Origin of the sequence: Priestia sp. HNGD-A6 (assembly GCF_045784335.1) — a bacterium.
GTDB lineage: Bacteria > Bacillota > Bacilli > Bacillales > Bacillaceae_H > Priestia > Priestia zanthoxyli.
Genome location: NZ_CP138622.1, coordinates 76,672 through 97,919, shown reverse-complemented (window position 1 = coordinate 97,919; position 21,248 = coordinate 76,672). Strand labels below are relative to the sequence as shown.

The window sequence follows — 21,248 nt, the reverse complement described above, 5'->3', positions numbered from 1 at the left end:
GCCTTGCATATTGTTTTGCAGCTCATTCCAAAGAAATATTTGATTGGAGGCACGTTGATCCTGTTAGGATTATCGGGCCTCTTAATCATGAGTACGATTGTAGCGATCACAGGCGAATTTGAAAAAGATAGTCAACAAAGTGAGGTAACAGAGATTGAAGGTGGAGGCATTGGCGTGGGAACAGCTAATGTGTCACCAGAGGTTATGAAGTATCAACCCTTGCTTGAAAAGTACGCACAAAAACACGGGCTAGATGCTTCTTATGTGCCCATTATGATGGCACTTATGATGCAAGAAAGTGGAGGAAGAGGCAACGATCCCATGCAAAGTTCAGAGTCTAAATGTGGAAGAGTCGGGTGTATTCAGAATCCTGAAGCGTCTATTGATCAAGGAGTCAAACATTTTAAAAGTGTACTAGAAAAATCTCATTATGATTTAAAGTTATGCCTTCAAAGTTATAACTTCGGCCCCGGCTTTATCAATTTCATTATGAAAAATGGAGGCAAATATACACCAGAATTAGCCATTAAGTTTTCTCAAATTCAATATCAACAAGTCAAACATACAGGGAAGTATCACTGTGTACGCCTTGAAATGGTACCGTATCAAGCGTGCTACGGCGACTCAAAGTATGTGGATGCGGTCTTAAAATATTATACGGGAACGATCACAGCTGACGGAAAACCGGCTGCTCCTGCGAGTGGTGGAAGTGGCGGTAAATCGGGTGTGAAAGTTATTGACGCAGGCAAAACGTTGATTGGTAAAACACGCTATGTATTTGGTGGTGGACGCTCTCAATCTGATATTAACGCAGGACGTTTTGATTGTTCAAGTTTTGTCAGATGGGCATTCGAACAGGTAGGAATGAATGTTGGTCCAATGTCGGGTGTAACAACCGATACACTCAAAACACAAGGGCAAGCAATTAATCCAAAAGACATGAAGCCTGGGGATGTGGTGTTTTTTGACACCTATAAGATAGACGGTCACGTTGGGATATACGTTGGCAATAATCAGTTTTTAGGCTGCCAAGGAAAAACAGGTGTAGCCATCGCAAGTATGGCAAAAGGAACGTATTTTGGTGAACGATTCAATGGAAGAGTAAAACGATTTTAAAAGGAGAAAAGGCGATGAAAAATAAAGCAGCACTACTATTTGGAGCACTTGCCGTTGTGGTGGCAGGCGTAACCATTTTCAACATTTACCTGAACCACAATATCTCCAACACAACAGCTTCGAAACAAATTCAAGTCACGAATGAAAGCTTACAAGAAGAAAATAAAGAGTTAAAAAAACAACTAAGTGAGGTTCGCCCTTCTGCCCAAGAACAACAAAAACGAGATTACTTGAATACGGTTCATCAATTCATCGATGTGTCTTATCATCGTGAAAAAGAAGGATTTGAGGAACGAAAGAAGGTTGCAAAATCCATCATGGACAAAGAGCTTTATGAGCAATTTTATCCTTCTGAAAAGTTCGTATATGGAGATAGTTACACTTCAGTTCCAAACGATGTACAGCTTTATGTACAACAATATGATGGAGGGCAAGAAGAGGTCGAAGTCATTGCTGAATTTACGAATCATCTTGTCATAAAAGATGAGAATGTCGACGATCAAACGCATGACATTATTAAAGTTTCTCTACGGAAAGAAGAGAATAAATGGGTGGTTTATAGTATCGAAGAATTGAAAACAGAAATCATGAAATGAGGTGGAGCAGATGGTATTGAAGAAGCAATTTGAAGATTATCGATTTAATTTAAATCGCAATCGGTCATGGAAGTATACAGCCGTGTTGATCTTTTTCTTTATCGGTTTTTTATCCTTACTGACATCAAAATTCTATTTAAAAACGGAAGATCCTTTGTATCATACCAAAACCTATGAGGCGGTTTCTTCTAACATAACAGGAACCGTAACCATTGAAAATCGTGTGTATCATCCGGTTAATGGCTCACTGGATATGGTGATCAAAATGGATCAAACAGATGAAGGAGAAGTAAGCTTTGTGGCACAAGAAAAAGCGAATCCCAACATCAAATTACCTGTTCAGTTATTGTATGAAGATGATGGTTATTATGTGGTAAGAATCAGCGATTTATCTTCAAATTGGGAAGCACTTGCCTTTGATCTGTATCAAGAAAATGAAGAAAAAGAAACGGTCAATGTGGATGACGTAACAAGTGATTCAGAAACAGATTCAACAGAGGAAATAGATGCTCATGCGTTAATTACAACGCTCTATTCTGACCAACGAAAAACGAAAAGTGAAGTAGGAAAAGGAACCAAAAGCAAACAAGAATATGCGCTTTTGGTCAATGATTTAGAGAAACAGTTTGTTAAAAAGAAAATGAAAAACTATGAAAAAGCGATCACAGTAGAAGCCAAACATAAGCGTCAAACACAACAAGAAATGAATGAATTACAACGTGATATGAAGTACCAAGTACAGGAGGAAAAAGCCGATACAGAATCAAAAATTGCAATGAAAAAGGATGCCATTCAATCGAGTGATGCAAGCATTCAGCTCTATAAAGGTGAACAAAAAAGTTTACAAGAAAAGCTTCAAAAATTGAATGAAAAGCAACAAGATTTAGCCATGAAGTGAAAAAGGAGGTATCGCCACTGACTCGCCAATGTGTCGCCAGAGAGTCGCCACTTTGATGGTTTCCGTGCTATCACGGTTTTGCTAGGCTTTGCCTAGCCTATCACACCCTGTGATAGCAAAAACCCCTTATGCTCTTCTCTCTGTTTCAGTGGAGAACCACAAATTACAGGAAAGGAACGAATGTAGTGGATATAATCATACGAAATGTAAGTGCAACTGCAATCAAAAAGATTGATGAAAAGGCAAAAGAAAAAAAGATTTCTCGTCAGGAATTTTTAAAAGGTCAGCTTGAAACGCTGGCTTTTTTTCATGAACAAACCAACAGAGAATTACAGCTTGAAAACATGCTAGAGAAAGTTCTTCAAATGATGGGTCAGTGCTCAACAACAATGGAAAATATGAATGACATCATGCATGAATTGATGGGAGGAGATGAACCGTTATGATGAAAGAGCGTATGAAAGTATCGTTACCACCTGAAGTGAAAAAATATATCCAATCTTATATGAAAGAACATCACTTGTCATTTACAGGTGATGCGATTTCTCGTATCTGTCAGGAGCATGAAGAAGCGCAAAAGAGAAAGGATAGTTCAATAAAAAAGATCGTAAAAGATGTTACTCAACATATAGAGGATCTTTTACAGAAGGAACGACTTCATATTAAAAAAGAGTTGCTATATATGGAGCAAAATATTGAACGATCTACGAGGAACAGTTTAAAAGAAGTTGAGGATTATAGCATAGCAAAACGGGGTGAGCTTTTCGCTTCTCTATTGGAGGGATATGAAAAATGAATCAGTCCTCTGTTACACCAGGAGTCGTTCTTAAAACGAAATTTGTTACGTCTGATAAGAAAGCATTTCAAGAGTACGTGGAGTATGTTGATCGTGACGATGCGAAGAAAGATCAAGAAGCGCAGGAAAAACTATTTTCTCTTTATCAAGACTATATGAATAACCCTGATAAGACGTCCTCTTTATTTACAGAGCACTCAAATCAGTTAAATGAAGATGAGAAAAAAGAATTGAAAGGTTTATTTGAAACAGCACAAAAAAATAACAGTATCATGTGGCAAGATGTTGTTACATTTCATAACCCTTGGCTCCAAGAAAATGGTTTATATGACGCTCATACTCATACAGTGGATGAGAAAAAATTAATGGAGATTACCCGTCAGTCCATGAAGGAAATGCTTAAAAGGGAAAGGTTAGATCAGTCAGCTATTTGGTCAGCTGCCATACACTACAATACCGACAACATTCATATTCATGTTGCGACAGTAGAACCTCACCCTACACGTGATCGAGGCAAAAGAAAACCTAAAACGTTAGATGCCATGAAATCAAAAGTGGTGAGTCAGATTCTTGAACGTGGTCAGGAACAAAAAGAAATAAATGATTTAATCCGCAAAAACATGGTAGGAAGCAAGAAACAGGATTCCTCTTTTAAATGGAGAAATCGAGAGCTTAAACCACTCTTTTTGCACATCTATAATCATCTTCCAGAAGATAAGAGACAATGGCAATACAGTTATAACACGTTGCAACCTTTAAGATCCTCTATTGATACATTAAGTGCAAAATATATTCAAAAGTATCATGCAAAAGAGTTTGAACAGTTCAATAAGAAATTGGATCAAGAGGTAGAGGTGTTAAGGAAGGCATACGGCGAAGGAACGTTTGATAAGAAACGGTATGAACATTATAAGCAAAGCAAAACAGATGAATTATATAAGCGAATGGGCAATGCTTTTTTAAGTGAAATGCGTGAGTATGATCGAAAACAAACACATATCAAAAAAGCAATAGCTTCTTCTTCTGGCGCAAAGCAAAAGTCCTATTCAGCTAACCATCTACCTGTACACGTTTCTCTAAAGAAAATGGAACGTGCTTTTAAATCAGAATATGAAAGCTGGAAAAATCAACAATATTATGAGCGTTTACAAAAAGATATTGAACAAAATCGTGAAGTCGAAAGGGGTTATTAAAAATGGAGAAATACAGACATAAGGTGACAGTGGATGAAGAAACAGAGGCATACATTCAAGAGTATATGAAGCAACATAAACTTCGTTTTGCTTCAGAAGCGATTATTGATATTTGTGAGAAATATAGAAAGATTCAAGAGCAAGAATGGTCATTGAAATATATTTCTGAAGTCGTCAGCAATAGCCTGCATGATGTCATTAAAGAAGAACTAAAAAAGATTCGTCTTGGCGCAAACAGTGCGGATAAAAACACACAAATTTTAATTGAGTATATGAATGGATTATTTGCTCATCATGGTTTTAAAGGACTTATGACGACAAGTATGAGGGAAATGGATAGTACACGAATTGCGAGAGAAGTTGTCGAAAATCGGATTGCTCATCAACGTCAAAAGAAGGTTGATGCAGAAGAATCAAGAGGGAAACAACCATCTCATTGATGGATTTATATAAAGATAGATTTAAAAATTCAGAGGAGGAATGAATATGTTTTTTAACAAAGATTTAGTGTTAGCTTCGATTAAAGCTGTAGGGGAGGATCATGCGATTGTACAGTATCAAGACAAAGAAGTAGAGGTGAATTTAAGTCCAGAAGAAGCGAAGGAGTTTCATCAATATGTGGTGCATCAAGAGAATATGTTGGTGCCCATGAATATTAAAACGCAGAAGCTTTTTGTGGATTTAGAAGAACCTTGGTATGAACAAGAATTAGAAGAGCTTAAGGGGATCTCCTATCAAGAAGAGGAGGAGAACAATGAGTAAAACGTATGCAAAAAAATCCGTTGAGGATAAGCGTAAAGAGGTTGAAGAGTTAACGAAAGGGATGGAAAAGAAAGTGGAGCAGCATTTTCATTCTGCCGAAGAACTAAAAGATTATTTATCTTTTATGGGTAAGTTTTATCAATACTCCATGTCGAACACAGCTCTTATTCAAGAACAGTTCTTTGGTGCTCAAGCAGTTGGATCATTTAAATTTTGGAAAGACAAAGGGTTCTCTGTCAATAAAGGGGAAAAGGGCATTAAGATTCTTGTACCAAACAAAACGGTTCCTAAATTTAAAGCTGATAATGGAAAGTGGAAATCGATTAATAAAGCCACTCCACAAGAAAAGAAACTCATACAAGATGGAAAAAAAGAAGTTACTCAAGGCCGACTGTACTTTTCAGTCGGTCATGTTTTCGATGTGGCGCAAACGAACGCAAAAGCAAGTGATTTACCTAAGATCTTTCCGAATCGTTGGTTAGAAGGCACTATAGAGGATTACAAGGCACTTTATAAAGGAATGGAAGCTATTGCGGAAAAGAACGGTATCTCTATCATTGCTCCTAAAGAAGAACTAGGATCTGCAAAAGGGGTTTCCTATACATTAACAAAAGAAGTTGCACTGAATCCTCGTAATTCAGAAAAGCAAAATGCAAAAACGCTGCTTCATGAACTCACTTATCCCTACTATTTTTAAATCCAAACCTTTTTTCTGAATCGGTATAAGAGAAGATTCTTATGAATAAAAGGTTTGGATTTTGTTAATAATGTCTTCAGGTTAAAAGGAGGACATTATTATGAATGTAGAAAACTTGCAAAACACATATCCACAGCTCGTAGATTTCATGTATGCTGCGGGATATTCCAAAAACTATGTGCAAGTTGTTAAGCAAGTTCTGAAATTTATACTGTCTAAAAGCGAACAATGGCAGTCATATGATGAAATTTTGGATTATTACAAGAAAGCAGCAATTAGTGGTAAGGACTTTTCGAAGAAAAAGGCTATCCTAAACTTAATTGCTTCATTTGATTGCTATGGTGCTTTCCCTGGCGCAAAGAATAAAACAATTTATTTCCAAAAATCATCTTCGTATGACTATCTGAATCCTGAATTTAAAAGCCTTATAGATTATTACAATGCGAATGCAGATCAAGCACTAAAAAAAGAAACCACTATCCGTAATGAATGCTGGAATACCAGTTCATTTTTACTTGCACTCCAGAAAGCTGGATATAACTCATTAACAGAGATTACAGAGGATGCCATCTTGCATGTTCTTACAGATGATTCTGGTTACCCTGCTAAAAGCGCATCGTATGTGATGCAGATCATCGCAGTTTTTAGAGGTGCCATCAAATGGAGTCAAGAATGCCAGAGAATTCTTCTATGCATTCCGGTAATCAGAAAACATAGAAAAAATATGCAGTATCTTGAGCCTCATGAAAGAACAAAAGTCAAAAGTGCTTTAAAGGATGTCGATAATACCTTAAGTCAACGAAATCGAGCAATTGGCTGTTTACTATACTTTACTGGAATTCGTTGCTGTGATATTTCCAATCTCACACTTTCTGACATTGACTGGGATAAGGATGAACTATTCATTGACCAGCAGAAAACAGATGTGCCATTGAAGTTGCCTATGACAGCTATAATAGGAAATGCTATTTACAATTACATTACCCAGGAAAGGAAAACATCTGATGAACCTTACATTTTTCTATCCTATAATTACCCTTATGGAAAGCTAAAACCAGGATCCATAGGCGTTATTGCAGATCAAATCTACAAAAATGCCGAAATCAGACAGAATCCAAACGATCGCAGAGGTGGGCATCTGTTCCGACATAACTTTGCAACATCTATGCTTGAAAATGGTGCACCAAGAGCTGTTATTAGCAGAATCTTGGGGCACACTTCCCCAGCCTCCACTGAGGCTTATCTGTCTGCTGACATGATTCATCTGAAGGAATGTTCACTAAGCATAGAAGCATTTCCAGTGCGAGAGGGGGTATTCTGTAGTGAGCGAATTTAAATCTCCTCTAGCTGAACAGTTTGAAGCTTTTGTACGATTTAGGAAAGCTTGTATGAAATGGAATGATACTTCTTATGGAATGAATCTCCTTTTGTTTGATAAGCATTGCCTGCAGCACTTTCCAGAAGAAAAAGTTCTTACTCAGGACATGGTAGATTCCTGGTGTAATCAAAGAGAGTCAGAATCAAACAATGGCTGTATTTCTAGGATATATGCCATTGTCAGTCTTGTCAGATTTTTAAGGGAAAGGGGTCTAACGAATGCTAATGAACCTGTTATTCCCTCTGCTGAAAAGCGATTATATATTCCGCATCCGTTCACAAAAGAAGAGCTTCAGCTCTTCTTCAGGGCCTGTGACAGCTATAAGCCGTTTAACTTTCGTACTGCCAGTCACCTGAACATCAAATATACATTGCCTGTTTTTTTTAGGCTTCTCTATAGTACGGGGATGCGTACAACGGAAGCCAGAAAACTTCGACGGTGTAATGTGAATCTTGACACAGGTGTTATCAGCATTGTAAACACGAAAGGTTATGAGCAGCACTATGTCGTAATGCATGACAGCATGTTGGTACTGATGAAGACATACGATTTTGTTATAGAAGATTTATATCCAGGAAGAATGTATTTCTTCCCGAATGGACCGACTGGTTTTAGAAGTCGTACATGGGTTCAACATTATTTTAAGGTTATGTGGGAACAAGTTGAATCAACATACGCTACGGCTTATGAACTTCGTCATAATTATGCTATTGAGAATATCAATAAGCTAGTAGGTCATGGGATGTCATTTGAAGATAATCTCATTTACCTTAGCAAAAGCATGGGACACACTTCTGCCGATATCACCGTAAAGTATTATTACTCATTGGTTCCAGCTCTCTCGGAAGTCCTTTTGGAACAAACTGAAACAGGGTTTAATGAATTGATTCCGGAGGTGGACTATGAAGAAGGCTAATGTTGAAGCACGGGAATTGGCACAATACATCCATACCTTTTTAGACAACTATGCTCCTACACAAAAAACTACAAGCCAGCACACCCTAAAGTCCTATAATATTGCCCTAACACTCTACATCGGATTTTTATCAGATGTAAAATCTGTATCCCCAGAGAATCTTTCAGCAGGCTGTTTTGAACAACCTGTGATTGAGGAATGGCTCACTTGGCTGATGAAAAACAGAAACTGTAGTCCGGAAACTTGTAATCTTAGGTTATCTTCGTTACGAGTATTCTTAAAATTTCTTGGAAGCCGGGATATTAAATATCTATACTTATCTAATGATGCTACGAGAATCGAGTCCCGGAAAACGACAAAGAAAAATGTACAGGGAATGAGTCGTGAAGCAGTAAAGGCGCTTCTGGCAGTTCCTAATCCACAGACCAGAACAGGAAAAAGAGATATCACATTTATGGTTTTTTTATACGGAACTGCAGCACGATTGGATGAACTATTGGATATGAAAATATCTCAACTTCATTTAAATGACCAAAAGCCATATGCAATTATCATTGGAAAAGGTCGAAAAATACGGACTTTATACCTTCTGCCGAAAGCCGTAGCCCATGTGAAAAGCTATTTAAAAGAGTTTCATGGTAACAAGCCTACCCCAGATGACTATGTGTTTTACTCCAGAAACACAGGTAAAAATGGGAAGCTCACGCAACCAGCTATTGCCAAGATGTTAAAAAAACATGCTAAAGCAGCACATGAGATATGTGGTGATGTACCGTTAAGTCTCCATGCACATCAATTTCGCCATGCTAAAGCATCCCACTGGCTTGAAGACGGTATGAATATCGTACAGATTTCTTTTCTGCTCGGTCATTCCAATGTTCAGACTACAATGATTTATCTCGACATTACAACAGATGCAGAGTTAAAAGCCATGGCAACTTTGGAGGATGAGAATGATGCAAAGGTCTCGAAAAAGTGGAAATCTAATAGTAAAGATCTAAGCTCATTCTGCGGATTAAAGGCTCTAGCAAAGTAATAAATAAAATCCAAACCTTTTTATCATAAGAATCTTTTTTTATACCGATTCGAAAAAAAGGTTTGGATTTAAAAGTAGTTGGGATAAGTGAGTAAATCCAAACGTTTGGATTTATTGGCGCATGCCAAACTTCATACAAAGGACACATATCTAAACTATACAGCTGCGGAAAAAGAGTTTCAGGCAGAAATGACAGCTTATACGGTTTCCTCTTATTTTGGAATCGACACCAGTTCTTACTCTTTGGATTACCTCTCAAATTGGACGAAAGGAAAGACCTTTGAAGATAAAAACAAGCTTTTAAAAGAAGTTCATGAAACGTCCGTTGGCTTTATTGAAACAATCGAAGATACCTTAGTGAAAGAACGGGAAAAAAATCAGTCACCAGAAAAAAACGAAGAAAAACAGCAGCAAACAGAGCCTCTTTCTTCTGATAATGTGCATATGAAGATGAAAGAAGGGTATGGAAATTATAGACAAAAACAACGAGAAGAATCGGCACAAAATGTAGACAGCATTCTAGAGCGTGTTACGGCTGAAGAAACCTACTATTCAACCAAAACACAAGCGATTAAAAATGGTTGGATGACAAAGGAGGAAGTCGTAAAACTTGAGCATCAGGTTGACTTAACGATGAGGAGAAATGAAAAGGGGGTCACCCATGGTCAAGTTCAAGAACAATCTCTTACTTTTCAAGACCGTATGGAAGTGGGCAGTCACATGCAATTCCAAAAACGTACAGGTACAGCTAAACGAAAAAAAGAAGAACCAGAGCTAGAAAGGTGAGGGAGCGTACATGCTCTCTTTTTTTTGTGTCCAAATATGAATTAAATGGAGGAATCGATCATGCAAAAAGTAACATCTCTTTCAAATGACCAATTTAAAACGCTTGTTTCCGATAAACGAGAATTAAAGAAGTTTATGAAGCACCCACAAAATGAAAAAATCGACGCAGATTGGGCGAACATCAGTGAGAAACAGCTGCAAGACATTCCTTCTGGTGCTGTTTACTTAACACAATCAGCTCTAGGAGAGGAAAAACCGCAGGTTTTACTTGTTTCTACGGATGAAAAAGGGCAAAAACAAGCCTATAAAAGTGAATCGACAGTTGATTTTTTGAGAAGTCATGATGTGAATCCTGTTTTAGAGAAAGATCGAGAAACGCAGCTCAAAACAAGCTACCTTACGTTTTTACAAGCTCATGAAAAAGAAAAGCCTCAAGATATTGATAGTATGTTAGCCCGTGTGAACGTAGAAAACGATTATGTCATGTTGAAATCCAGTACTTTAAAGGAAAAACAGTTCACTCCTGACCAATTGAAAGGAATGGAAAATGAACTTTCTCATCAGTTCCAAGCACGAAAACAGGCACAAGAGAAGGAGCAATATCAAGAAGATTATAAACAAGAAGTACTAGAAGTTATGCAGCCTAGTGAAGAAACACAGTATAAGCAACTATTTAAACAAAGCTTGTTGGCCCAATTAGGCATATCAGATGAAAAAGATTCTTCTAAAGAAGTGAAAAAGGAAGCTGAATCAGAAAAGGATCCTGTCGAAAAACAGCTCAAGCAAGAAACACCTCAAGAGAAAGAGCAGCGTTTGGCCAAAATGAAGGAGTTTGAACAAAAGCATTCCTTTGATAAGGTATACAAATTAAAAAAAGAAGTGCTGCAGGAATTAAAAGGGCTGAATTTGACTGATTCTCAACGTGAGAAATTAACAAAACTTGAAAAGGCGTTGGACACGGAGAAAAAGGATCATGACAAGCAGAAAAAAGAAGAGAAATCACAAAATGGATTTACCAAGTTTTTTGCACGGAATAATGGAGCACTTTCTTCAAAAAAACAGAAAGACCAACAAGAAATAGAACGTTAAAAATGGCAAAAGTTTGAAAAAGGTAAGAGGACTAAATATTATATTTAGTCCTCTTTTTTCATAGGGTGAAAGAGAAGGAGGGATTAGGTGGGAGAACGAAAACACGTCAATGAGGGGGAAATCATGAAAGCACGAGATGTTGATTTGTTGTCGTATCTGGAAGCCAAAGGCGAAACCTTTGTCAAAGAAGGAAAGTATTATCGTCATACGGAACATGATAGCTTACTCATCAAAGGAAATATGTACGCTTGGAATAGCCGGAATGAAACAGGATACGGAGCAATCAGTTTCGCTCAAATGTATTATGGGATGTCGTTTCCACAAGCTGTATTAGATATCAATAAAGGCAATTATAAAGAGCTTTCTCAGTCATATGAGCAACTATCGGTTTCACCATCAAAAGAGCCTTTTCGCTACCCAAAAGAGCTAGAAGTAAAGGATCAAAGCAAAGTAAAAAATTATCTCATAAAAGAACGTAAAATAGATCCTCGATTAGTTAACTGGCTCCTTCAAAAAGATTTAATCGCCCAGGATAAACGGAACAATGTGGTGTTTAAATGGCGTGAGCATGGAGGTAAAGGAAAAGTAATTGGGGTGGATCGGCAAGGTACAGCTTCTATAAAGAATAAGCGTGGCTCCTTTAAACAAGTCTTACCGAACGATAACCCACATACGGGCTTTTCAATTGATGTGGGTCGCCCAAATAAGATTCATTTTTTTGAAAGCCCAATTGATTTACTTTCTTATTGGAGTATTCAGGAGAATAGCCTACAAAACACACGACTTATTAGTATGAATGGATTAAAGCCTAAAACCGTTGCACAGTCTTATATTGAAGCTCGAAAAGAAGGCTTAGGCATCAATGAAATGGTGTTGGCTGTCGATAATGACCAAGGGGGAAAAGAATTTATTGACAAAATGAACCAAATTGTTAATGCTGATTTAATAAGAGCAGATATTCCAAAAGGAGCGAAAGATTGGAACGACGAGTTAAAGAAGAATGGAAAAAGCATTCAACCTGTGGCATCACGTCTCCGGAATAAACAAACTGAACAGGAGCTTTCAATGAATGGATAAAGTGTTTCAAGGTGTATTTTACCTCTTTCTTATCATGATTTTAGTGAAACTTTCTCAATTTGCTTACCGTGTCCTTCGTGAACGGAGGTATATGAAAGAGTTAGCCCAATCGGGTATGCCCTATATTGATAAAATGGATGGTTATCAATTCGAAATTTATTTGCAGGCCCTTTTCCAACAGTTAGGATATAAACCTCAAGTAACCAAAAAGTCTGGTGACTTTGGAGCTGATTTAGTGATGAAAGGCAAAGAAAAAATTGTCATTCAAGCTAAACGATATGGAATTAAAAATCGGGTCAGTATTTCAGCTGTACAAGAAGTGTATGGGGCAAAAGCTTATTATAAAGCGAATCAGGCGTGGGTTGTGACCAATAGTTATTTTACGAAACAAGCGAAAGAGCTTGCAGCTGCATGTGATGTGACCTTGTTGGATCGGGCGGATCTTCAAAAGTTTATTAATGAAGTAAACCCCGTTTTCAAGGCACGGGAAATCTTTGAAAATATCACACCAGAACCTCGTAAATGTCCAAAGTGTGGGCAAGATCTAGTCGTACGAGATGGGAATGGCACTCGCTTTTTTGGTTGTTCCTCTTTCCCTTCTTGTCGTCATACGGAAAAAATTAATAAGGAAGTAAGAAAAAGCAGACCTTCAGTATAGCAAGGTCTGTTTTTTCTTGCTCTAAATAGGTACTGAAATTTGCATCGAATGAGCAGTTATACGCAAAATAAACGTTCATTTCGTCAGAGAGCGTTTCTCTGTATGTCAAAATCGTCGATTAACTAAGTTTTTGTTTATAAATAATTGTGATGAAACAGCACTTTCTAATTAAAAGATGCTGTTTTCGTTTTCTATAAAAATATAAAAAAGAGGAGAGTTTTTATGAAGAACATTTTTGTGAAATCAATGACCGTTCTTACATTATTAATGGTCGCATTATGTGGAGTAAATCAGGGGAAAACAGAAGCAGCAAGTAAACCAGCGAATCAAGATTTAATCATTATTAACAAATACTACAATAAGCTTGCTTATTTCCATGATGGAAAATTAGAAATGGTAGAACCAGTTGCGACGGGTAAGACATGGGAGAAAACGCCAGTTGGTTTCTTTAAAATCGTCAATAAAATTAAAGATCGCCCTTATTATACGGGTCATATTCCTGGAGGAGATCCTCGAAATCCATTGGGAAAACGTTGGTTAGGATTGAATGCAAACGGTACGTATGGTGATACATACGGCATTCACGGTAATAACAATGAAAGTAGCATTGGAAAATATGTAAGTCAGGGTTGCGTGAGAATGCATAATGCAGACATCGAAGAGCTTTATGATAAAGTACAAGTAGGCACACCGGTTGCCATTACGTATTCCTATAAAAGCTTCGTTGATCTTACGAGTGTATACGGGTATAAATTCAAAGGCTATAAGCTGAAAAACAATTAATATCTGAGCCGCATTCCATGTGTTTAATCATGGAATGCGGCTTTTTTTGTGCGAATAAACCATCACTCTACTCGTTTTCTTTTACAATGGCGTATTTTATCCCTTATTATGGAATTAATAAAAAATAAGAAGAGTTTACCAAGATGAGAGTAAAACCGGAGAAAGCCAACATGTAGTGATGTTTCCAGTAACTAGCGAGTTCTATGCATATGACGGATCACGAAAAGATACGTACTTACAAGTTGTTTATAAATAAATAGTGAAAGGGTGCTTACTATTAATAAAAAATATTTAGGCATTGGTCTGTGTGTAGTAGTACTTATGTTTTCAACCTTCCTTTTTTTAAATGAGAGTAAGAAAGAACTAGCAAGTGGAAAGGAAACCGCCAACCTTAAGTTTGCTCATAATTTTATTAGCTATATTGTAGATGATGATGATGAAGTGTCATTTAATATTTTTGCTGCAGAGAATGTAAAAACACGCGCTTCAAATTTAGAAAATTCAGTTGATTATATCAGTTTAGACAATCCTAATATAGAGGTTGCAAATTTTAAAATCAATACTGGCTTCAAGCAGGACAATTATGAACTGGTTAACTTCGTAATTGATGTAACATCAACTACTACGAATGTTGAGCAAGCGAAAGAAATGATTATTCATTTTAAGGATGGTAGCAAAAAATCATATAATTTTGGGCAGATAAATCTTCAACAAAAGAAAAATGCATCTCAACATCTGGACGTCTCCGGGAGGTACACTGTAGGTTATCCATCTCTAGAGTTAAATGCACGAGTTAAAAATAAAACTAAGAGTATGATTTTACCGATAGAAGTATATGACCTAACAAAAACAATCTCACACAAATTTAATAACGACCTACAACTTCAGCCTCAGAAGCAAAGTACAATAAAGGTTAACAACTTTTATTTAAAAAATAAAGAACAGTATGATTTTATAACTATGACACCTATTGTTTCTTATAAAATTAATAATAATCAATACACTTATCATATGCCTGGAGTGATTTATGGAGCGTTGGATTCTGATCAAGAAAAATTGAATAAAATTATTAAAGATAATTAGAAATTAAATAGTTTCAATTGATATGCTTAAGGCTCATACTTATGATGTGTAAACGAATAAAATAAGAAAAAGGACAGGGATATTTTAAAACCTGTCCTTCTTCTTTAAGTAACTACGTCCTTAACAAGATTGTTTTTGTAACCCATCATTCTGTACCTCAAGTAGTTCGTATTTTTAGTGATATAGATCTATATATGAAAAGTCTAGGAAATTAGCATGTATACCGTCTAAAAAGGTATACTTTTACGGACTATTTGTGTTTCTAATTAATGGAGATGTAAAAAAGGGTAAATTAAAAAGTAGAATATAATAATGAATTTTAAAGGGGTGTATATCTTGAGTATGAATGAGCTATATTTATCTTTAAATAAAGCTGGTCTATTGTTTAAAGAGCATACAGAACGTGGAGAAGTCGACTTTATTTATCTTGAAACGGACAAAAATGGAACAACATGTTCAGTAGATGTAAATGCATTCGAAATACTCTTTCATGATGTACGTGAAAATCCAGATTATGAAGCCTTGTCAGGAACTCATACTTTTGAATTGGAAGGTACAGAATACACCATGACAGCAGAAGAGATGGGTTACCAAAAGTATTTTGATAAATGGAAAGAACAAGGAGTGTTTAATTAATGTTTTTTTAATCCACTATACATAAATGCAAGAAACCATATACTTGGCGAGCACGTATAAAGATCTGAAATGAGGCTTAATCTCTGTTAAAATGTAATTATAAAGAAAAAGAGGTGTTTATTTGAAAAAGATTACAAAGAAATATGCGTTCATTTTAACAGGATTTTTATTTGGTTATCTTCTTTTAGTAACGTTTGGTGTAGATATTTCCACTAGTACGTTTAAACTATTTATTCCAGTAGCCGTTACAGGACTATTTTTTGGTGAAATGATAAATGTAACAACGAAAAGACATAAATCTAATTTAAATCAAACTGACAAAAGCTTATCTATCGGTAGATAAGCTTTTTGTTGTTAATAAAAGGGATTTTATAAGCTCATGTGGTATATCATATAAAGTTTAAATTCAATCATAGAATATAATGAGAGGAAGGTAGAGCATTATGAAAAAGTGGTTATCCATACTTTTCATTATATGTTTATTTACACTATGTGCAGCATGTTCAAATGTAACTTGGAAGAAACAATATGCGACTTCTCTGCCGAGAGAATTATTATCAGAAGGGGATGAATACTCTGTTTTAGCAGTAGGGAAAAGTATTGATCACTCAGAAGATATAGTGGGATTAAAAAAGGTTAAATATCTTTCTCCTCTAGATCAAGTAAAGGAAGAGTATCCTGATTTAGGTATCAAGGAAAGTCCATTTTTTATTGTCTTTAATGATAAAGAAATTGTTTTGAGAACCTCTAGTCTTGATAAAGCATTACTTTTTATAAAAGAAAATTACTAGCCACTAGTGGGGAGTTGTGTATTATGTCCGATAGAGAGAAAAAGCAATCAGAAATTGAGAAGCTAAGCTTGGATAGAGCAGGGATGAGGTCATATATAGGCAACCCAGAAAAATTTGAGTTCTCCTTTTATGGAGTATTGATGGCAAGTGTTCCTTTAATAATTGTAGGAGCTTTTATTTGGTACAACTGGTAAACAGATTTAAACATAATAGGTGGGGATACTCTTGTTAAAATTCATAGAAAAAGGCTTTCTATATGGCTTTATTTTAGGTATTTCATTGGGGCTCTTTACAGTTCCTTATAAAGAAGTCGTTGTAGGAGATTTAGAGGAAACGAACTATCTAGATCTATCTGACTTTATAATACCTCTACTTAGGATCGGTGTTGTTATAGCTTTAATTGGAACAGTAATAGGCTTTTTCTTTTACCAATATAGAAAAAAAACCTTAGGTTGATTGTTACAAAACCTCTTCTTTAACGATAACTCATACTTGGGAAATAACTTTTCAGGGAAGAATTATGTTTACAAACTTAAAAGTTACAAAGATGTGCTTAAAGCATATCTTTTTTATTTAGAATGGGAGATGCTACTGTGAAGAAGTATTTTATCGCTATTATCCTAATAATGATTGTCGTGGTTACATTCTATTCTATTTTTCATAAGTTTATAAGGCCAAATAACTCTGCTACAATCTCACAAAATTCTCATAGTGGTGATCGTGAAGAACAACAAGCTAATACTATTGAATATGGCTTATATAGTTTGGATGGAAAATATATTGATAATGGAAGTACTATTTATCCTGAAGATGATGAAGCAAATATGAATATCTCTATAAATCATAATTTAAATGAACGAAGAGAGTATAGTTTAATTGTACTAGAAGATTTTAAACAAGTTTCCTTTAAGCTTAAAAATAAGCAAGAGTTCATAAAATATCTTTTTACTATGAAACCGAACTCAGCTAAAAATATAGGCGTAAGAATTCCTATTAAGCCAAACACACAGGAGCTTACAATTTTAGTAATTAAAAAACCTAGCTACAAATTAAAAGAGATGGATCTCAACAAAGCATCCGTATTAGAAGAGGTTTTAAGCCTGCGTTATTCGATTAACCATAAAAATGAATTGAATAATTTAAAAGAGATAGAATCTGATGTTGTAGTAAAAGATGGATTAAACGAAGAAATGTTTATTACAAATGATATACATAAGCTGCAATCTGTAATGGTTGGAAAAGAAGGTGAAAAACTATGGTTCTCTAGTGGAAATGATACAAGTGAACCATTAAAGTATGCAATTATAGCTCTTAATGATTGGAAGCAGACAACAGTTATTGATGATCAAGAGGTATTATATACAACAGTACCAGGGTCCAAACGTCAGCTTTTTAGTTTCACGTTACCTAAGGTGAAACATGATAGCAATTTTCAATTAATAGCTTTTCCTTATCCGTATCAAGTAAGTCAAGATAACTATGTCAGCCAACAAGCTTTTGGCTCATTTAGAACAGTAATAGTACCAAACAGACATACTCCCTAAAAAGAACCCTTCGCTGAATGCGAGGTAGCTTTTAAACAGGGTTACAATGAAATTGGTAAAAAATAATCTGATCTTTAGTATCGTATCATATCTGAATACAAAATTAATTACTTAAACTGTGATATGTATAAAAGGTTTACTTTTTATGCACTAAGCTATAATAAGACGGCTTTTTAAACTCCTGATGGAAAAAGGAGTTTTTTTATGGCCTATTCTGATATACGAGTATGTTGACTGCTAATGAACATCCTATACACAAAATCACTATTATATGTTTGGCTAATATACTTTGGCTTATTTAAGGAATTATTATGGTATAATTATAACTTCGTTTACATTTATGGTTAATACATGGTAATTAACCATATGATAGGAATTTTATTTGACGGTAGGAGTGTTATATGAAGTACGTAGAAGTTGTAACGGAAAGTAGAATAAGAACAATATCTTTAGTACTACTACTTATTTTTATGAGTTTGGGGTGGTATCTAGATAGTTCTTTTTGGTACAAGGCAGTCATCATAGTTGTCTCAATTGCATTTATCTTACATAGTTTACATTATTATTTAGCAGGAAGAAACAAAACAGTAGGTACTGTGGCTATAGTAGCAAGTTCAACCTTTGGTTTGTTTAATTTATTGAGAGTTTTTCTCTGAAAACATATTTTTTTATATTGCAAGAAATGAGGATCTTTCTATGTTTAAAAAGGTTTTAAAGTGTTATGATTACAAGTTTATCATAGCCTTAATTGTTTTAAGTATCATTGGTTTAATTATGGTTTACAGTGCTAGTATGGTAACAGCTATCGCTCGGTATGGATTCACGGGTGATTACTTTTATCAAAAACAAAAGTTTGCACTTATAGCAGGACTTTTCTTTTTCTGCGTTACAGCCGTTATTCCTTATAAGATGTACCAAGAAAAGAGATTCTTAATGCTTGCATTAGGAGGAATAACTACCCTGTTAGTTCTGGTACTTGTATTTGGACATACGGCAGGAAATGCAACAAGTTGGCTTGTACTTGGTCCAGTTAGAATACAGCCATTGGAATTAACAAAACTCGTCATTATTGTGTATTTAGCAGCTGTTTTTACAAATAAACAGGAATATATAAATGACTTAAAGCGTGCAATTATTCCACCTATTATTATTGTCTTTTTCCTTTGCATTTTAATTGCTATGCAACCTGACTATGGTGGGATTCTTCTTATTTTAGCAATCGTTGCAGCCATTGTCTTATGTTCTGGTATTTCTGGAAAATCAATGTTAAAAATTGCAATGCTAGGGGTAGTAGGCATAGGGGTTATGCTTGTTGTTTTATTAGTAACTGGCCATATTGATACCGTCTTCTCTCCTGTACGTATCTCTCGTTTTACAGGATACTTACATCCATTCGAAAATCAGCAAGGTAATGGTTATCAGCTTGTTAATTCTTATTTGGCTATAGGAACCGGCGGGCTACAGGGTCTAGGTCTAGGGCAGGGTGTACAAAAAGCTGGTTACCTACCTGAATCTCATACAGATTTTATCATGGCTATTATTGCAGAGGAACTAGGTTTTTGGGGTGTACTTATCGTCTTGGGTTTATTATTTTTTATTGTTATTAAAGGGCTAAGAATTGCACAGAAGTGCAAAGAACCTTTTGGAGCATTAATGGCTATAGGTATTTCAGTTATGATTGGTATTCAAGTATTTGTGAATCTTGGAGCAGTAGCTGGTATCTTACCTATTACAGGTGTAACTTTACCGTTTGTTAGTTATGGTGGATCCTCACTCACGTTATTAATGTTATCTATGGGCGTATTGACTAATATCTCTATGTTTAATAAGTTCGAAGAAAAACACAAGAGTGAATTAGTTAAACGACGTAAGTTAAAGAGTGTTTGAATCGAGGAAAAAGGCGTCTTATTTTATAAGACGCCTTTTTTTATTCGAGAATAACATATTTTAAGAGCGAAGATATTGTTACTTTAACATGGTTAACAAAATAAGAAGCAACCTCATTCCGAGGTCATTGGAGTGAGGTTGCTTTGTTGTAGGAATCACAATTATAAAGTACCAAAATATAATCGCAAGTAAATAATATTATATTTCTCCCATAAATACTATATTTTTGCTTGCAAGCATATGAATAAAAGGTGCGTTTTTTATGCATTGAATATGTTGGTTCTCCTAATGAAAAGCCTAACAAACCAAGGATGTATAAAAAGCTTCATACTACATATATTTTTCTGCCTAAGAACTCTTACTCCCAAAGGGGTTCTCTTTTTGGTTTGGTTCCTAGAGGAGGCTTTATGTAAACTAGCTTTGCATATCGTATGCATCTTAAAAAACAAGAAATTATATCTAAATTACTGTAAAATCAAAATAAAAACTTTAAGGAGAAATTATGAATGGTAGGTAAAGTTCGATTATTATCAGGCAAAGATTTAGAAGAGGCAGCAAATATATTTGCCAGTGTATTCAGTGATGAGCCCTGGGATGAGCCCTGGAGCTATAAAACAGCTTACAAACGTCTTTTAGACATCAGTTTAACACCTGGTTACATAGGGATAGGCTATTTCGATTCTATTAATGATGAGTTATTGGGCTTTTTAATGGGAAATGAAGAACAGTGGGCTGATACTAAGAGCTTTTATATAAATGAAATCTGTGTCCTAAATAACATTCAACACAGTGGAATTGGTACAAGCTTATTAGAGTATTTAAAACATATTTTGGAGTCTAGAAGTGTTCAAGAAGCATATCTTTCAACTGAAAGAGGTAATGCTAAGCCTGAGTTATTTTTTAAAAGAAATGGATTTTCAACAAATGAATCGCGTATTTTAATGAGTGTTGCGATTGGAAACTAATATGGAGCTAATCAAACAAAGGGTCACAAGCCTTTCAAAGCTTGTGACCCTTTGTTTTGGTTCCTAGAATCTGGATTATGGTGCGACAAGAAGTTGCTTTCTCACAGCGTAGCTAGCGCTACTCATCTAGACGCAAAGATGGTCTCCATCCGAAACGGCATGCTTGGTAACGAGTCTGTCGGTTGCATGAGGAAATGCGGAAACAGAGGACAAATGTATGGTCCAGAACACTGCTAGGAGAAGATAGGTATGGTAAACGAAAGTGAAGGTTTGTAAGCTTCGTCAAGGTTAGCTCAAGATAATGCATAAGTCTCGCTTGAGTCTTGGTAAGAGGAAAAGTAGAATCATAATGCTACTCTGATGCGTCCCGCATCTTACCCGGAGTAAAGAACCTGCCTTCCCCTATTGCATCTGTAGAAAGTGGAACTTGGTAAGCCCTATGTCATCTGCGTAAGCAGTAGGATGACTGCAAAGTCAAACAATGTGGCAGAGGGTATGGGATATGAGAAAAAGCGAAAGCCGTTATCTCGAAAGAGAACAGGAAAGCAGGAATACTGTATA

The 21,248-nt window shown here is 35.8% G+C and carries 25 protein-coding genes and 2 pseudogenes; all 27 read left to right on the top strand.

All coding sequences use genetic code 11. From position 1 onward, the window contains the following. Positions 1-3: 3 nt before the first annotated feature. The 27 genes and pseudogenes from SCI76_RS27125 to SCI76_RS26995 all read left to right on the top strand — a co-directional run bounded on the left by SCI76_RS27125 (position 4) and on the right by SCI76_RS26995 (position 20,687). Complete coding sequence (locus tag SCI76_RS27125; protein ID WP_099331415.1) at positions 4-1,116, top strand: bifunctional lytic transglycosylase/C40 family peptidase; 1,113 nt, start codon at positions 4-6, stop codon at positions 1,114-1,116. 14 nt (positions 1,117-1,130) lie between these two features. Further along, on the top strand, positions 1,131-1,712 hold the full coding sequence (locus tag SCI76_RS27120) for a MerR family transcriptional regulator (protein ID WP_099331414.1): 582 nt from the start codon (positions 1,131-1,133) through the stop codon (positions 1,710-1,712). Positions 1,713-1,722: 10 nt separating this feature from the next. Further along, entirely contained in the window at positions 1,723-2,610 is an 888-nt protein-coding gene (locus tag SCI76_RS27115) for a hypothetical protein (RefSeq protein WP_407545255.1), read from the top strand. 185 nt (positions 2,611-2,795) lie between these two features. Further along, the gene (locus SCI76_RS27110; RefSeq protein WP_061859916.1) at positions 2,796-3,056 is read left to right on the top strand and encodes a hypothetical protein; all 261 of its coding nucleotides are present in this window, start codon (positions 2,796-2,798) and stop codon (positions 3,054-3,056) included. Beyond that, positions 3,053-3,406 carry a hypothetical protein gene (locus tag SCI76_RS27105; RefSeq protein WP_099331412.1) on the top strand — a complete coding sequence of 118 codons (354 nt, stop codon included), beginning with the start codon at positions 3,053-3,055 and terminating at the stop codon, positions 3,404-3,406. Before SCI76_RS27110 ends, SCI76_RS27105 begins: the two co-directional genes overlap by 4 nt. Then, positions 3,403-4,599, top strand: a complete 1,197-nt coding sequence (gene mobP2, locus SCI76_RS27100) for a MobP2 family relaxase (RefSeq protein ID WP_407545254.1) — start codon at positions 3,403-3,405, stop codon at positions 4,597-4,599. Before SCI76_RS27105 ends, mobP2 begins: the two co-directional genes overlap by 4 nt. 2 nt (positions 4,600-4,601) lie before the next feature. Further along, positions 4,602-5,039 carry a hypothetical protein gene (locus SCI76_RS27095; protein ID WP_099331410.1) on the top strand — a complete coding sequence of 146 codons (438 nt, stop codon included), beginning with the start codon at positions 4,602-4,604 and terminating at the stop codon, positions 5,037-5,039. A 46-nt stretch (positions 5,040-5,085) separates the two neighbouring features. Next, entirely contained in the window at positions 5,086-5,361 is a 276-nt protein-coding gene (locus tag SCI76_RS27090; protein ID WP_099331409.1) for a hypothetical protein, read from the top strand. Next, positions 5,354-6,043 (top strand): annotated as a pseudogene (locus SCI76_RS27085) (ArdC-like ssDNA-binding domain-containing protein); the annotation flags it as partial. The gene SCI76_RS27090 and the pseudogene SCI76_RS27085, both read left to right, overlap by 8 nt. Positions 6,044-6,158: 115 nt before the next feature. Beyond that, positions 6,159-7,394 carry a tyrosine-type recombinase/integrase gene (locus SCI76_RS27080; protein ID WP_407545253.1) on the top strand — a complete coding sequence of 412 codons (1,236 nt, stop codon included), beginning with the start codon at positions 6,159-6,161 and terminating at the stop codon, positions 7,392-7,394. Beyond that, entirely contained in the window at positions 7,381-8,352 is a 972-nt protein-coding gene (locus SCI76_RS27075; RefSeq protein WP_182031260.1) for a tyrosine-type recombinase/integrase, read from the top strand. The genes SCI76_RS27080 and SCI76_RS27075 overlap by 14 nt, the downstream gene beginning before the upstream one ends. After that, complete coding sequence (locus tag SCI76_RS27070; protein ID WP_205662998.1) at positions 8,339-9,388, top strand: tyrosine-type recombinase/integrase; 1,050 nt, start codon at positions 8,339-8,341, stop codon at positions 9,386-9,388. Before SCI76_RS27075 ends, SCI76_RS27070 begins: the two co-directional genes overlap by 14 nt. 114 nt (positions 9,389-9,502) lie before the next feature. Next, a pseudogene (locus SCI76_RS27065) lies at positions 9,503-9,761 on the top strand (hypothetical protein); the annotation flags it as partial. A 473-nt stretch (positions 9,762-10,234) separates the two neighbouring features. Then, complete coding sequence (locus SCI76_RS27060) at positions 10,235-11,263, top strand: hypothetical protein (protein WP_407545252.1); 1,029 nt, start codon at positions 10,235-10,237, stop codon at positions 11,261-11,263. 123 nt (positions 11,264-11,386) lie between these two features. Continuing rightward, positions 11,387-12,340: a toprim domain-containing protein gene (locus SCI76_RS27055; protein WP_407545251.1), complete on the top strand. Its 954-nt coding sequence runs from the start codon at positions 11,387-11,389 to the stop codon at positions 12,338-12,340. Then, entirely contained in the window at positions 12,333-12,998 is a 666-nt protein-coding gene (locus SCI76_RS27050) for a restriction endonuclease (protein WP_407545315.1), read from the top strand. The genes SCI76_RS27055 and SCI76_RS27050 overlap by 8 nt, the downstream gene beginning before the upstream one ends. Positions 12,999-13,220: 222 nt before the next feature. Continuing rightward, the gene (locus SCI76_RS27045) at positions 13,221-13,781 is read left to right on the top strand and encodes a L,D-transpeptidase (RefSeq protein WP_407545314.1); all 561 of its coding nucleotides are present in this window, start codon (positions 13,221-13,223) and stop codon (positions 13,779-13,781) included. Between the two features lie 267 nt (positions 13,782-14,048). Next, positions 14,049-14,864 (top strand): hypothetical protein, encoded by an 816-nt coding sequence (locus SCI76_RS27040; RefSeq protein ID WP_407545313.1) that lies wholly within the window; start codon positions 14,049-14,051, stop codon positions 14,862-14,864. A gap of 342 nt (positions 14,865-15,206) precedes the next feature. Next, positions 15,207-15,500, top strand: coding sequence for a hypothetical protein (locus tag SCI76_RS27035; protein ID WP_048022180.1), 294 nt, complete (start codon positions 15,207-15,209; stop codon positions 15,498-15,500). Between the two features lie 121 nt (positions 15,501-15,621). Further along, entirely contained in the window at positions 15,622-15,843 is a 222-nt protein-coding gene (locus tag SCI76_RS27030; protein ID WP_407545312.1) for a hypothetical protein, read from the top strand. 100 nt (positions 15,844-15,943) lie between these two features. Further along, positions 15,944-16,291, top strand: a complete 348-nt coding sequence (locus SCI76_RS27025) for a hypothetical protein (protein ID WP_407545311.1) — start codon at positions 15,944-15,946, stop codon at positions 16,289-16,291. A gap of 23 nt (positions 16,292-16,314) precedes the next feature. After that, complete coding sequence (locus tag SCI76_RS27020) at positions 16,315-16,485, top strand: hypothetical protein (RefSeq protein ID WP_407545310.1); 171 nt, start codon at positions 16,315-16,317, stop codon at positions 16,483-16,485. A 31-nt stretch (positions 16,486-16,516) separates the two neighbouring features. Next, the gene (locus SCI76_RS27015) at positions 16,517-16,747 is read left to right on the top strand and encodes a hypothetical protein (protein WP_048022053.1); all 231 of its coding nucleotides are present in this window, start codon (positions 16,517-16,519) and stop codon (positions 16,745-16,747) included. Between the two features lie 137 nt (positions 16,748-16,884). Next, the gene (locus tag SCI76_RS27010; protein ID WP_407545309.1) at positions 16,885-17,835 is read left to right on the top strand and encodes a hypothetical protein; all 951 of its coding nucleotides are present in this window, start codon (positions 16,885-16,887) and stop codon (positions 17,833-17,835) included. Between the two features lie 401 nt (positions 17,836-18,236). Next, on the top strand, positions 18,237-18,491 hold the full coding sequence (locus SCI76_RS27005; RefSeq protein WP_048022057.1) for a hypothetical protein: 255 nt from the start codon (positions 18,237-18,239) through the stop codon (positions 18,489-18,491). A gap of 40 nt (positions 18,492-18,531) precedes the next feature. Next, entirely contained in the window at positions 18,532-19,722 is a 1,191-nt protein-coding gene (locus tag SCI76_RS27000) for an FtsW/RodA/SpoVE family cell cycle protein (protein ID WP_407545308.1), read from the top strand. Between the two features lie 506 nt (positions 19,723-20,228). Further along, the gene (locus SCI76_RS26995; RefSeq protein ID WP_048018820.1) at positions 20,229-20,687 is read left to right on the top strand and encodes an N-acetyltransferase; all 459 of its coding nucleotides are present in this window, start codon (positions 20,229-20,231) and stop codon (positions 20,685-20,687) included. Positions 20,688-21,248 lie beyond the last annotated feature (561 nt).